General features: G+C 69.8%; 17 protein-coding genes and 1 tRNA gene. 13 read left to right on the forward strand and 5 right to left on the reverse strand.

Annotated features, from left to right (window positions below):
• The 4 genes from cydB to hemP form a co-directional block, all read left to right on the forward strand.
• Positions 1-999: cytochrome d ubiquinol oxidase subunit II (gene cydB, locus EOW66_RS09450; protein ID WP_128156142.1), on the forward strand; the 999-nt coding region annotated here is incomplete at its 5' end.
• A 15-nt stretch (positions 1000-1014) separates the two neighbouring features.
• Entirely contained in the window at positions 1015-1137 is a 123-nt protein-coding gene (cydX, locus tag EOW66_RS09455; RefSeq protein ID WP_128156143.1) for a cytochrome bd-I oxidase subunit CydX, read from the forward strand.
• A gap of 213 nt (positions 1138-1350) precedes the next feature.
• Positions 1351-1503 (forward strand): hypothetical protein, encoded by a 153-nt coding sequence (locus EOW66_RS20380; RefSeq protein ID WP_164881082.1) that lies wholly within the window; start codon positions 1351-1353, stop codon positions 1501-1503.
• A 9-nt stretch (positions 1504-1512) separates the two neighbouring features.
• On the forward strand, positions 1513-1671 hold the full coding sequence (hemP, locus tag EOW66_RS09460; protein ID WP_164881096.1) for a hemin uptake protein HemP: 159 nt from the start codon (positions 1513-1515) through the stop codon (positions 1669-1671).
• Positions 1672-1728: 57 nt separating this feature from the next.
• On the opposite strand, the gene EOW66_RS09465 is transcribed toward hemP, so the two are convergent.
• From EOW66_RS09465 to EOW66_RS09480, 4 genes are all read right to left on the reverse strand, one after another.
• Positions 1729-1998, reverse strand: coding sequence for a DksA/TraR family C4-type zinc finger protein (locus EOW66_RS09465; RefSeq protein WP_113901664.1), 270 nt, complete (start codon positions 1996-1998; stop codon positions 1729-1731).
• Between the two features lie 102 nt (positions 1999-2100).
• Positions 2101-2174 (reverse strand) — tRNA-Gly (locus tag EOW66_RS09470).
• Between the two features lie 70 nt (positions 2175-2244).
• Positions 2245-3897 carry a hypothetical protein gene (locus EOW66_RS09475; protein ID WP_128156145.1) on the reverse strand — a complete coding sequence of 551 codons (1653 nt, stop codon included), beginning with the start codon at positions 3895-3897 and terminating at the stop codon, positions 2245-2247.
• An 87-nt stretch (positions 3898-3984) separates the two neighbouring features.
• Complete coding sequence (locus EOW66_RS09480; protein ID WP_206363682.1) at positions 3985-5778, reverse strand: PhoX family protein; 1794 nt, start codon at positions 5776-5778, stop codon at positions 3985-3987.
• A 168-nt stretch (positions 5779-5946) separates the two neighbouring features.
• Between EOW66_RS09480 and EOW66_RS09485 the strand changes: the two genes are divergently transcribed.
• Genes EOW66_RS09485 through ybaK form a run of 4 tightly spaced genes read left to right on the forward strand, consistent with a single transcriptional unit; the run spans position 5947 to position 9001 of the window.
• On the forward strand, positions 5947-7794 hold the full coding sequence (locus tag EOW66_RS09485) for a heavy metal translocating P-type ATPase (protein ID WP_128156146.1): 1848 nt from the start codon (positions 5947-5949) through the stop codon (positions 7792-7794).
• A 9-nt stretch (positions 7795-7803) separates the two neighbouring features.
• Positions 7804-8163 carry a YigZ family protein gene (locus tag EOW66_RS09490; protein ID WP_121533345.1) on the forward strand — a complete coding sequence of 120 codons (360 nt, stop codon included), beginning with the start codon at positions 7804-7806 and terminating at the stop codon, positions 8161-8163.
• On the forward strand, positions 8160-8522 hold the full coding sequence (locus tag EOW66_RS09495; protein WP_128156147.1) for a DUF4186 domain-containing protein: 363 nt from the start codon (positions 8160-8162) through the stop codon (positions 8520-8522). The genes EOW66_RS09490 and EOW66_RS09495 overlap by 4 nt, the downstream gene beginning before the upstream one ends.
• Positions 8519-9001, forward strand: coding sequence for a Cys-tRNA(Pro) deacylase (gene ybaK / locus EOW66_RS09500; protein ID WP_128156148.1), 483 nt, complete (start codon positions 8519-8521; stop codon positions 8999-9001). Before EOW66_RS09495 ends, ybaK begins: the two co-directional genes overlap by 4 nt.
• Before the next feature lie 18 nt (positions 9002-9019).
• Here the strand turns inward: ybaK and EOW66_RS09505 are convergent, their stop codons facing one another.
• Positions 9020-10309: a DUF3422 family protein gene (locus EOW66_RS09505; RefSeq protein WP_128156149.1), complete on the reverse strand. Its 1290-nt coding sequence runs from the start codon at positions 10307-10309 to the stop codon at positions 9020-9022.
• Positions 10310-10524: 215 nt separating this feature from the next.
• On the opposite strand from EOW66_RS09505, the gene EOW66_RS09510 reads away from it, so the two are divergent.
• From EOW66_RS09510 to EOW66_RS09530, 5 genes are all read left to right on the forward strand, one after another.
• The gene (locus EOW66_RS09510) at positions 10525-10944 is read left to right on the forward strand and encodes an EF-hand domain-containing protein (protein WP_164881083.1); all 420 of its coding nucleotides are present in this window, start codon (positions 10525-10527) and stop codon (positions 10942-10944) included.
• 33 nt (positions 10945-10977) lie between these two features.
• The gene (locus EOW66_RS09515; protein ID WP_128156151.1) at positions 10978-11289 is read left to right on the forward strand and encodes a hypothetical protein; all 312 of its coding nucleotides are present in this window, start codon (positions 10978-10980) and stop codon (positions 11287-11289) included.
• 68 nt (positions 11290-11357) lie between these two features.
• On the forward strand, positions 11358-11927 hold the full coding sequence (locus EOW66_RS09520) for an RNA polymerase sigma factor (RefSeq protein ID WP_128156152.1): 570 nt from the start codon (positions 11358-11360) through the stop codon (positions 11925-11927).
• The gene (locus EOW66_RS09525; protein ID WP_128156153.1) at positions 11924-12223 is read left to right on the forward strand and encodes a hypothetical protein; all 300 of its coding nucleotides are present in this window, start codon (positions 11924-11926) and stop codon (positions 12221-12223) included. The genes EOW66_RS09520 and EOW66_RS09525 overlap by 4 nt, the downstream gene beginning before the upstream one ends.
• A complete protein-coding gene (locus tag EOW66_RS09530; RefSeq protein ID WP_128156154.1) occupies positions 12223-12615 on the forward strand; it encodes a hypothetical protein in 393 nt (130 codons plus the stop codon). The genes EOW66_RS09525 and EOW66_RS09530 overlap by 1 nt, the downstream gene beginning before the upstream one ends.
• The last annotated feature ends 21 nt before the right edge of the window (positions 12616-12636 follow it).

Genomic DNA, 12636 nt, shown 5'->3' on the forward strand with positions numbered 1-12636 from the left:
GTGATCAACACCGTCGGCCCGGTCTGGGAAGGCAACCAGGTGTGGTTCATCCTCGGCGGCGGCGCGATCTTCGCCGCCTGGCCGCCGCTTTACGCGGTCAGCTTCTCGGGCTTCTACCTTGCCATGTTCGCCGTGCTCGCGGCGCTGATCCTGCGGCCCGTCGGCTTCAAGTACCGCTCGAAGCGCGAGGGCCATGCCTGGCGCAACGGCTGGGACTGGGCGCTCTTCGTCGGCGGCGCGGTGCCGGCGCTGATCTTCGGCGTCGCCGTCGGCAATGTGCTGCAGGGCGTGCCGTTCCAGATCACCGAGGATCTGATGCCGCTCTACCCGGGCGCCTTCTATGCGAAGTTCCTCGGTCTGCTGAACCCCTTCGCGCTGCTTGCGGGCGTGGTCTCGCTGAGCATGCTGCTGCTGCATGGCGCGGGCTGGCTGACGCTGAAGACCGAGGCCGCGGTGCAGCGCCGCGCAATCGCGATCGGTTCGGTCGCGGGGCTCGTGGCGATCGCGGCCTATGTGCTCGCCGGCGTCTGGCTGGCCTACGGCATCCCGGGCTATGCGCTGACCTCCGAGGTCGCGGCGAACGGGCCGTCGAACCCGCTGCTCAGCACCGTCGCGCATCAGGGCTCGTGGCTTGCGGCCTATGCGCTGCGGCCCTGGATCGCGATCGCGCCGGTTCTGGGCATCGCCGGCATGGCGCTGGCGATCCTTGCGATGCGCAAGGGAAACGGGGCGGCGCTGATCTTCTCGGGGCTGGCGATCTTCGGCGTGATCGCCTCGGTCGGGCTGACGATGTTTCCGTTCATCCTGCCCTCCTCGATCCAGCCCGACGCCTCGCTCACCGTCTGGGATGCCTCTTCCTCGCACCTGACGCTGTTCGTGATGCTCGTCGTCTCGGTGATCTTCGTGCCGATCATCCTTGCCTACACCGCCTGGGTCTACAAGGTGCTCTGGGGCAAGGTCACCGTCGCCGAGATCACTGAAAACAAGAACGCCTACTGAGAAAGGACGCATCCCATGTGGTACTTCGCCTGGATCCTCGGCCTCCCCCTCGCCGCCCTCATCGCCGTCGCAAACGCGATGTGGCTCGAAATGCTCAACGACCGGATGATCGCCGGGGAGCACGACCCGGAGCCCTGAGGCCGACCCATCCCGAGACCGGCCCCCTTTGTCCAGTTTGGGGGCCGACCAGGGGCCGTCCCGGTGTCCAGCCGCCGGGGCGGCCCCGCCTTTTTCCGGGGCGCAGGGACGGTTCGGCGGAACTAATCCGAGTAAAAGAATCAGTCTTTACAAATCCGATCTTTTCACTCAGGTTATTCCCACCAGGAACCGAAGCGAACAGGACACCCGGACATGAAACGCTCCCTCCATCCCGGCCCCGACGCGCGGGGCGCCCGCCGCTCTGACCCGCCCTTCAGCCTGCGCGACCTCGTCGAGGCAATCTGCACCGGCGTCACTCCCGCGCAGGGCATCGAGATGATGCTCGACCGCATCGAGAGGAGGTGAGGGATGACGATGTCGCAAAGTTTCACCGCGCAGGATTACCTCCCCGCGCTTCCGCTGCATGACGCGCGCGCACTGACCGGAGGCGGCGCGCTCGCGAGCATCCTGCTCGACGGTCAGGTCTATACGCTGCGGATCACCAAGGCAGGCAAGCTGATCCTGACGAAGTAGTCCCGGTCAGAGATCCCTTCCTTCGTCGCGACTGGGGCCGGCCTGCCGGCCCCCTTTTCATTTCAGCTGGCTGTCCTTCGAGCCGCGCCGGTTGATGCCGCCGCGCAGCTGCGGCCGGGCATCGCGCGCCTTCTGACACTCGATGCAGAGCTTGACGCCGGGGATCGCGACGCGCCGCGCCTCGGGGATCGGCTCGTCGCATTCGACACAGAATTCCGCGCTTTCGCCCATGGGGCCGCGCCGCGCCTGCAGGCGCTTGAGCTCATCCTCGATCGAGGCGTCGATCTGTTCGTTCACCGCGCCGTCGCGCGCCCAGCCACCGGCCATGCCGCATCCCTCCTGCCAGACCGTAAAGCTAGGCAGCAAAACGCCGCCCGTCAAAGGGGCGGCGGCGATCCGGGGCAAATTTTGATCCGGGAGGAAATTTTCTGGAGCGGGCGGCGGGAATCGAACCCGCGTCATTAGCTTGGAAGGCTAAGGTCTTACCATTACACAACGCCCGCGCCGGTGCACTGTCCGCGCCCGGACCTGATACAGGCACCGGGCGCGTCGCGCAAGCGCCGCGTGTCGGGCTCAGCGCTTGAGCCGGTAGAACCACGGATCGGCCGGGTCTTCGATGCCGGTCGGCGCATCCTGCTCGACCCGGCGCCAGACCGTCGCATCCTGCGGCGCGATCGTCGCGTCGCGCCCCTTCACGAAGCTCTGCTCGCGCACGATCATCCGATAGGCGGCATCGAGCGCGATCGCCCGCCCGGCCGAGGGCATGATGAGCGGCGCGATGTCGGCCTGCAGCGCCGCGGCCTTGTCGGGCGTCAGATCGCCCTGCGCAAGCCAGGCCGAAATCACCTCGGCGTTCGAGCGGAACTCGTCGCCCGCGTGGTTGGTGCGCAGGTAATGGGCATAATCGCCCTGCCCGTCCGCGCGCACGAGATCGGGCGTGCCGGAAAGCCCCTTCTGGGTCCAGTGATACCAGCCGTCGCGGAAGGCGCCGGGGCCCGAAAGCTTGCGCGGGAAGGCGAAGGTCGAATCGTCGGTGGTGCCGATCGAGCCGTGGCAGCCCATGCAGAACACCGTTTCCTCGAAGCTTTGCGGCCGCAGATCGCCCGCCGCGTCCTCGATGAAGCCCTGCAGCCGCCAGCCCATGCCGTTCGGGATCCCCGCCTCGGCCGAGCCGAAGAACTGCTTCGGCCGGTCGGGGAAGTCGGCGTCCTCCTTCTTCTCGGCGAGCGCCCCCTCCTCGAGATCGGCATAGCTCTGCCAGGAGGTCTTCTTCATATAGCGCAGCTCCTTCATCCGCGGCGCCATCGTCACGCCCTCGGGGCGCGGGTCGAGGTAGCGCACGGAATGCAGGAACTCGGTGCCGAGCGGATAGAGCCCGGCGGCAAGCGGTGCCGCTTTCGGGCCAAGGCTGCCCGCGCGCCCCGCCCAATGCATCGTCACGCCGTCAAGCGGGGCGAAGGCAAAGGCGACACGGGTCGCGGTGGCAAGCCGGCCGTCGCGGTCGAGATCGACGCCAAGCTCCACTTCGTCCACAGGCGCGATCGCGACATCGGCGCGATTGATCAGCGCCTCGGTGATCGCGAGATTGGCCTTGTAGACGGCAAGGCTCTCGCGGCCGTCGGCGGTCTGGCGATAGGCCTCGGGCAGACGGATCAGCACATCGTCGGTCGAGCCGTTGGTCGGCCAGAAGGTGCCCGGCAGCGGCACATAGGCGAAGGCGCGCCAGCCCGTGCGCCGGCCGTCGGGGGCATGGTCGAACCCCTCGTCGTCAAAAGCGAAATAGGCATCGGGGCGATAGCCCGCCCAGGCCCCGTCGCCGTTTGCGTCCCACTCGGGCGGCAGCTGCGCGAGCTTCGCGGCCAGCACCGGCCGCCCGTCGGCGCCCAGATAGTTGTCGGTGCCGACCCAGGCCCGGATCTCGTCGGCCCCGGTCGCGGCCACCGCGGCACGGCGATCGACGAAGAGGTTCGTCCACGGGTTCTCGAGCGCCGGCCCCGGCATCGCATAGTCCTGCTGCAGGTCCGGGTCGGAGACGAAATTCGGCGCGCGCGGCAGGGTGTGACAGGTCTGGCAGGGGTTGTGCACGGCGCCCTGCGCGTCCTCGGTCTTCGTATAGCACTGCGGCGGGATATAGGCGGTCTTGTTGGTCAGCGCCGTCGCCGTCAGGTCGAGCGCATGGGCCGGCGCGGCGGTGGCAAGAAGGGCAAGCAGGGTCAGGCGCCGCATCGGTCGGTCCTTTCGGAAAAGCAGGAAGTCTCGAAAGCAGACGGGGCGCGGGGAAGACCCGCGCCCCGCCCGTGGTCTGGTCTCAGATCACTTGTCCATCGCCGGGAACGGCCCGATGTAGCCCACATAGGCGCGCGCATCGGCCGGATCGGCGAGCTTGTCCTCGTCGCTTTCGCCATAGGGGTGCTGCACGACCGCCATCAGATAGCCGTGGCCATCGATGTTCGGATACCAGTAGGCCGAGGTGGTTTCCGAGCCATAGGGGGTCGACAGGATCCGGGTCAGCTTGCCCGAGTCGGTGTTCAGCGCCCAGATCGCGTCGTTCTGGTGGCCCTCGCCGGTGTCCTCGCCGATGATCAGCGTATTGTAGCCCGGCATGTAGGTGATGTTGTCCGGGTTCGCGATGCCGTTGATGTCACAGGTGTTCACCTTGGCCGCGTCGCCGCACATGTTGTGCGCCGGATCGCAGCTCGGATCGGCCGCCTTCTCTTCCTGTTCCTTCGACATCGGGATGCCGGCGACAAGACCCTTCATCGAGGTCGCGGTGAAGGTATCGTCGAGGCTCAGCTGATAGACCGCGCCGCAGGCGTTCTTCGCCACACGGATGTCGTTGCGGCCGCCCTTGTCCTGCTTGCTGCCGTCTTCCATGCCCTTCGACACTTCCGACATCGACAGATAGAGCGCGTGCTTGTCGGCGTCGTAGGTCGAGCCTTCCATCTTCCGGAACTCGGTCGTCGCGCCCATCATCGAGGCATAGCGGCGGGTTTCCAGACGCGAGGCCAGCATCTCCATGCCCGGTTTCACCTTCAGGCATTCGGCGCGGCCCTCGGCATTCGACGAGGCAAAGCCTTCGGCACAGCTGCCATCTTCATTCAGATCGGCGGTCTCGAAGAGATCGGAGAACTTCACGCCCTTCTCGATCGCGGCCTGGATGGTCGCGTCATCGGCATGGCCAAGGTCGATCCATTCGAGAGTCGCGGCGCCCACGCCCGCGTCCGAGGTCTGCACCCATTTCGCGGCGTAGAGCGTGCCAGCCGACAGATCGCCTTCCTTGTCGGCGACAAAGCGGAACAGGCCCACGTTGGTGCCGTCATCCGAGATATAGGCGGTCTTCTTGTCGGGCATCACGTTGGCCAGCTCGACCGCGACGCGGCCCATCGAGAAGTGCTTGGCCGCGGTGGCGTCGCCCGCATCCGAAACGGTGATCTCGGTCGGGAAGCCGTAGCGATAGGGGTTATAGGCGGCGCGGAACTCGTCGAGCGTCATCTTCGCCGGGTCGAGGCCCTGATAGCGCACCATCGGGAAATCGTAATCGTCGATCTGATCAAGCGCGGTCGCCGCCTCGATCTCGCGCGCATCGGCCGGGTATTCCTCGGAACCGAGGTGGGTTTCCCACGGCGTCACCGAACCCGCGCAGGGCACCCAGAGCCCACCGAAGGCCGAGAAGTTCACCGGCTTGGTCGAGACCGGCGTCAGGTTGCCGTCGGCGTCGCGCGAGAGTTCCGAGATATACATCGAGCCCGGGCGCGATTCGAAATGGGTGATCGAATAGAGCTTGTCGCCCTTGCGGATCAGCGAGGTGAAGTCGGCGTCGACCGAGATATGCTCGGAACCGTCGGCGGATTTCACCGGGTTGCCCTTCGCGTCGGTGAGCAGCGCGAAGGTGCCGTCGCCGATCTTGTCGCCCGAGCGCGCCAGCAGGTGATAGGCGATCGGGAAGTCCTTGCCGTCGATCGTCACCTTGTCGGTCGCCACCACGGCGCGCTTGGCCGCATCATCGGCCGCGAAGGGCACCGGGGCGAAGGACAGATCGCCCGCATGGGCAAGCACGGGCAGGGCAATGAGCGCGGTGGCTGTCAGAAGATGGCTGCGCAGGGACATGGGATTCTCCAGTCGGATGAGTGATGCGCCTGCCCTAGCCCTCCCGCCCAACAGGAATGTGACAAGACTTCCTTCCCTTACGGCAACCGCGCGACAGGGGCGACGGTGCGCCCCGTTGACGGCGCCGCGGCGCGGGATAGTCTGGCCCCGGCAACCTCGGAGGCAGCCATGAGCAGAACCAGCACCGCGCTTCTCGCGCTCGCGATCGCGGGGCTCGTTCTGGGTCTCGGGCTGCATTTCGCGGGGCATGGGCCTGCGGCGCAAATTTTCTGGACGCTTGGCACCCTGCCCGTCCTTGCCGCCCTGCTGATCGAGATCGTGCGCGCGCTGGCGCGTGGCGAGGTCGGGCTCGACATCGTCGCGGCGCTGTCGATGAGTGCGGCGCTCCTTTTCGGGGAAACGCTGGCCGCGCAGGTGGTGGCGGTGATGTATGCGGGCGGCACCTTCCTCGAGGCCTATGCCGAGGGGCGGGCCCGGGCCGACATGTCGGCGCTGCTGGCCCGCGTGCCGCGCGTCGCGCATCGGCACCGCGGCGACGGGCTCGAGGAGGTGGCGCTCGAGGCGCTCGTCCCCGGTGACCGCATCCTCGTGCGGCGCGGCGAGGTGACGCCGGTCGACGGCACGCTCGCCGCGGCGACGGCGCTGCTCGACACCTCGGCGCTGACCGGCGAATCGCTGCCGGTGCGGATCGGCCCCGGCGCCTCGGTGATGAGCGGGGCGGCGAATGCGGGCGAGGCCTTCGACATGATTGCCACGCGCCGCGCCGCGGAAAGCACCTATGCCGGGATCGTGCGGCTGGTCGAGGCGGCAGCGCGCGCGCGTGCGCCGATGGCGCGGATGGCCGATCGCGCCTCGCTCGGCTTTCTCGCCGTCACCCTCGCGATCGCCGGCGCCGCCTGGGGGCTGACCGGCGATCCGATCCGCGCGGTGGCGGTGCTGGTGATCGCCACCCCCTGCCCGCTGATCCTCGCGGTGCCGGTGGCGCTGGTCGCGGGGCTCAGCCGGGCGGCGCGCTTTGGCGTGCTGATCAAGGGCGCGCAGGCGCTCGAGGCGCTGTCGCGGGTGCGGGTGCTGATCCTCGACAAGACCGGCACGCTCACCGACGGCATGCCGAAACTCACCGCGATCCGGACCGAGGGCATCGACGAGACCGAGGCGCTGCGTCTGGCTGCGGCGCTCGAACAGGCCTCGGGCCATCCGGTCGCGCAGGCGCTGGTGGCCGAGGCGCAGGGCCGCGGCCTGACCCTGCCGGTGCCCGAGGCAATGTGCGAGGCGCCGGGCGAGGGCCTGACCGGCCGGATCGAGGGGCACACGGTCGCGGTCGGCGGGCCGGGCTTCGTCGCGGCGGCGCTTGGCCTGCCCGCCCCCGAGCTGCCGCCCGCCGAGCCCGGCGCGCTGCGGGTGACGCTTGGCGTCGACGGCCGGATCGTCGCCCATCTGACCCTCGCCGACCGGCTGCGCGAGGACACCCCCGGCTTCCTCGCCGCCGCGCGCCGGCTCGGCATCCGCCGCATCATCCTCGCGACCGGCGACCGGCCCGAGATCGCCGAACGGATCGCCGCACCGCTTGGCCTTGATCTGGTCGAGGCGGGGCTGGTTCCCGCGCAGAAGGTCGCGATCGTGCTGCGCGAGCGCGCCGAGGGGCCGGTGATGATGGTGGGCGACGGGGTGAACGACGCCCCGGCGCTCGCCGCAGCCGATGTCGGCGTCGCCATGGGCGCGCGCGGCGCCGCGGCCTCGGCCGAGGCGGCGCAGGTGGTGCTGCTCGTCGACCGGCTCGACCGGCTGCTGCCCGGGATCGAGGTGGCACAGCGCTCGATCGCCATCGCCTGGCAAAGCGTCGCGGTGGGGCTTGGCCTCAGCGTGCTTGGCATGATCGCCGCGGCCTTCGGGCTGATCTCGCCGGTCGAGGGCGCGATCGCGCAGGAGGCGATCGACGTCGCGGTGATCCTGAACGCGCTGCGCGCCCTGGCGATCCGGCCGCGCGGCATTGCCCCCGCCACCGAAGCGGCCTAAGCGGGGACCATGCGCATCCTCGAGAACATCCTCACCGACCGCGGCTCGCGCTATGCCGTCTCGGGTGGCCCCTGCCGCACCGAGGCGGAGGCGCGCGCCTTCCTCACCGCGCTGAAGCGCAACAAGAAATTCGCCAAGGCCACGCATAACAGCTGGGGCCTGATCGGCGCCGAGGGGCCGGTGAAGAATGACGACGGCGAGGCCGGCGCCGGCATGGTGATCCTGCGCATGCTGGAGCGCGAAGGGGTGACGGACGAGATCGTCGTCGTCACCCGCTGGTTCGGCGGCAAGCATCTGGGCGGCGACCGCTTCCGCCATGTGCAGGAGGCGGTGCGGATCTACATCGACGCGCTGCGTGCCGGGGCATGAGCGCCGAAACCGAGATCCTCGCCCGCCTCGCGCGCTCGAGCTTCCGCGCCCGCTTTCACCTCGGCCCGCGCGAGCGCGCCTATGCCGAGGCGAAGGGCCGCGCGGTGATCGCCTCGCATGGCGCCGATTTCATCGCGACGCGCCTTGCCCCGGAAGCGCCGCCGCACGACGGCAGGCAGACCCCGATGCGCGGCCATCCGGTCTTCGTCGCCCAGCACGCCACCGCCACCTGTTGCCGCGGCTGTCTGGCGAAATGGCACGGCATCCCGGCCGGCACCGCCTTGACGGCGGCCGAGCAGGACCGGATCCTGCGCCTGATCCTTGCCTGGATCGACCGCGAGATGGACCACGGACAATGAGCACACAGACCCCCTCGACACAGGCACTGAAGCGCGCGGGCGTCGATTTCGACATCCGCGAATATGACTATCCGCACGACCACGGCCACGAGCGCATCGCGCTGCAGGCGGCCGAGGCGATCGGCGCGGACCCGGCGCGGGTGCTGAAGACGCTGATGGTCGAGGTCGACGGCAAGCCCGCCTGCGCGGTGATCCCCTCGGACCGGACGCTGTCGATGAAGCGGGTGGCCGCGGCTTTCGGCGGCAAGGCAGCGCAGATGATGGACGCAGCGAAGGCCGAGCGCCTGACCGGCTTTCACACCGGCGGCATCAGCCCCTTCGGCCAGCGCAAGCGGGTGCCGGTGGCGATCGAGGCGGCGGTGATGGACTTCCCGACGGTGGTGATCAACGGCGGCAAGCGCGGCATGATGGTGATCCTTGCCCCCGCCGACGCGCTGACCGCCGCGGGCGCCACGGCACAGCCGCTGATCGCCGACTGAGCGGCGCAGCCGGCGGGCCTAGTGCCCGCCAAAGCCCTTGCGGATGCGGCGCACCATCAGCCACACGGCGATGATGACCAGCGGCGTCAGACCGGCCACGGCCATCTCCTTCGACACGCCGTAATGCTTGGCGAGCGGATAGCTCAGATAGCCCGCAAGGCTGACCGCGTAATAGCTGATCGCCACCACCGACAGCCCCTCGACGGTGTGCTGCAACTGCAACTGCACATCGGCGCGCCGGTCCATGCTGGCGAGCAGCTTCTGGTTCTGCCCCTGGCGCTCGACCTCGACGCGGGTGCGCAACAGCTCGCCCGCACGCTCGGCGCGCTCGATCATCGCATTCAGCCGCGCCTCGGCCGATTTCACCGTGCGCATCGCCGGATCATAGCGGCGCAGCATGAATTCCGAGAATTTCTGCCGGCCCTCGAAGCGGCTCTCGCGCAGCACCGCGACGCGCTCCTTGACGATCGCCTCATAGGCCCCCGTCGCGCCGAAGCGGAAGGAATGGGCGACAGCGAGCCCCTCGAGCTCGGCCGAGATCGCCAACAGCCGGTCGAGCTGCTCCTCGGCGGGGTGGCTGTCGTCGCTCATCCCCTCGACCAGCGCCTCGAGCTCGGGGTCGAGCGCGTTGAGCCGCTGCGTCAGGCTGCGCGCCCGGCCAAGGCCCAGCATCGACATCGCGCGATAGGTCTCGAGCTCGCAGATCCGCTGCACGACGCGGCCGATCCGCCCGGGCCCGGTGCCCGGCCGCACGAAGACGGCAAAGCGCATCTGCCCGTTCGCGTCGATGCGGAAGTCGGTCGCCACCGCCGCCGCCCCGTCGAGCACCCAGGCACAGACCATGCTTTCATGCACGAACCACGCGTCGAGTGCCGGCATGATCGCCTCGGGGTCCTCGGGCAGGAACTCGATGCGGATCATCACCGCGGCGATGCGCTTGCCCGGCGCCTGCGCCAGCCAGTCGGCCGGGAAGACCTCGGTGTCGTTCGGGTCGAAGGGCCGCGCGGCGACACCCGGCGCATGGGCGAGATAGGTGACGAACTCGGTGTGGCTTTCCCATTTCAGGGTGTAGCGGCCGATCTCGCCGGTGTGGTGGGTGACATCGGCGGGCGGCAGCGGCGCGCCGTTGCGCGCAAGCAGCGCGCACAGATGCGCATGATCGCGCGTGCGGTCGCGGTTGGCGGCATCGCGCGGCTCCTTCACCGCGGCATAGACCACATGGGCCGGCGCCGAGACGCGCGGAAAGGGGCGCGCGTGCAGCTCGTTCACCAGCGCATAGCGCAGCGGATGGTCGTCGATCGGGGTCATGCTGCCTCCGGTGCGGTCAGGGCCGAGGCTTTCCCCCTTACCGCGAATCCCCCCGCGCGCAAAGAAAAAATGCCGCGATACCAGATGTTTATCGGCATACAACGGTATGCAGGCCATGGCCCGCGGCGCCGCGGCGCGGAAAAATCGCGCGGCGAGCGTAGGGGATGGCGGCGCGGCACGTATCCCCTTGCACGACACCGAAAGGGAGACCCGAGATGAAACCTGCCCTGCCCCTGATCGCGCTGGCCGCGGCGCTTGGCCCGGCGCTGGCCTGCGCCGCAGGCGCCACCAGCCCGGGCTTTGCCGCGCTCGACCGCGACGGCAACGGCGCGATCAGCCGCGCCGAATTCCTCGAGCTGCGCAAGGCGATGTTCGCGCGCATCGACACCGACAATTCGGGCACGATCACCCGCGCCGAGATCGAGGCCGCGCGCGCGAAACTGCCGCAAGGCAAGCGCGGTGGCGGCGAAGACCGGATCTGGGCGCAGGATGCGAACCACGACGGCAAGCTGACGCTCGCCGAATACACCGCCCGGACCCGCGGCTTCGACATGGCCGACCGCAACCGCGACGGGGTGCTGAGCCCGGCCGAGTTCGAGCGCGTCGCGCGCATCCTCGGCCAGTTGCCGCGCTGACGCCGCCCCTCATCTCCTTCGAAAGGACAGATCATGAAACGTCTTGCCACCGCCCTTCTCGCCCTTGCCCTCGCGCTGCCCGCCACCGCCCCGGTCGCACAGGCCCACAGCGTCACCGTGACCGGATCGAATGGCGGCACGATCCAGCGCGACCGCGACTGCAGCCGGTCCTCGGGCACCGCGCGCTGCACCGTCAGCGGCACCGCGACCGGCGCGAACGGGCAGAGCGCGACGCGCGAGCGGGTGCGCACCACCACTGCCGGCAGCTCGGGCACCACGGTCACCGGCACCGGGCCGCAGGGCAGCACCATGCAGCGCTCGCGGCTGATCACCGTGACGCGCTGAGGGGATGCGCCCGCCCCGCCCCGCGGCTAGGCTGCGGCAGGCGGGGCGCAAGGGGCGCGCAGGCGGCGATGGAACGAAGCGAAGAGGCACAGGCGCTGATGGCAGCGCTCGCGCGCGGCGAGCGCGCGGCGCTTGCGCGGCTGATCGCCCTTTACGGGCCCGGGGTGCAGCGCTTTGCCTCGGCCCAGCTCGGATCGCGCAGCGAGGCCGAGGATATCGCGCAGGAGGTGTTCCTGCGGGTCTGGGCGCAGGCCGCCCGCTATGACCCGGCACGGGGCGCGGTCAGCAGCTGGATCTGGCGCATCGCGCTGAACCTCTGCACCGACCGGCGCCGGCGCATGGGCTGGCGGCGCTTCCTTGGTCTCGAGGCGGCGCCCGAGCCTGCGGATGAGGCGCCGGGGGCCGAGGCGGTGCTCGACGGCCGCCAGCGGCTGGCGCAGACCCGCGCGGCGCTGGCCCGCCTGCCCGAGCGGCAACGCGCGGCGCTTTTGCTGCGTGCGACCGGCGGGCTGGCGACGGCCGAGATCGCGGCCGCGCTCGGGGTCAGCGCGGGGGCGGCGGAACAGCTTCTGGTGCGGGGCCGCGCGGGGTTGCGCGCGCGCCTCGCCCCGGGATCGGCGGCGGAGGAGAAAGGATGACGCAGATGGATGACGATGATTTCGACCGGAAGCTCACCTCGGTTCTGGCCGGGGAGCCCGCCGATGCCGTGGCGCTCTCGCGCCGGGTGCTGACCCGGCTGGCGATGCCTGCGCCCGCGGGCGACGCGGGGCTTGCCGAGGTGCTGGCCCTGCCCGGCCCGGCGCTTGGCCTGTTCGGCGGGATGATGGCCGCGGCGATGGTGCTTGGCTATCTGCTGCTGCCTCTGATCGGCGGCGAGGACTGGGCCACGCTCGGCCTCTTCGGCGAGGTTCTGGGCGTGACGGGAGGGTTCTGATGACACTCAAACGCGACACCGGGCGGATCGTGCTCATTGCGGTGCTGGCAGTCTCGCTTCTGGGCAATGCGCTGGCGGCCGGCGCGGTGCTGCGCTTTCGCGCGCTGCAGACCGAGCTGCTCGGCCCCGCGGCGGAACAGGCGCTTTTCCCGCGCGCGGTGCGGCGGGATCTGCGCGCGGCGCTGCGCGAGAATGCCGAGACCCTGCGCCCGGCCCTGCACCGGCTGGCCGAGGACCGCGCCGCGGTCGTTGCCGCGGGCGCAGCGCGCCCCTTCGACCGGGCCGCGCTCGACGCCGCGATGGTCGCGATGCGCGCCCAGCTCGACACCACGCTGGGCGCGGTGCAGCAGGTGGTCGGCGACCGGCTCGAAGCCCGCGCGAAGGGCGAATAGCAAAAGGCCCCGCCGAAGCGG

Origin of the sequence: Paenirhodobacter huangdaonensis, assembly GCF_004022465.1 — a bacterium.
Classification (GTDB): domain Bacteria; phylum Pseudomonadota; class Alphaproteobacteria; order Rhodobacterales; family Rhodobacteraceae; genus Rhodobacter; species Rhodobacter huangdaonensis.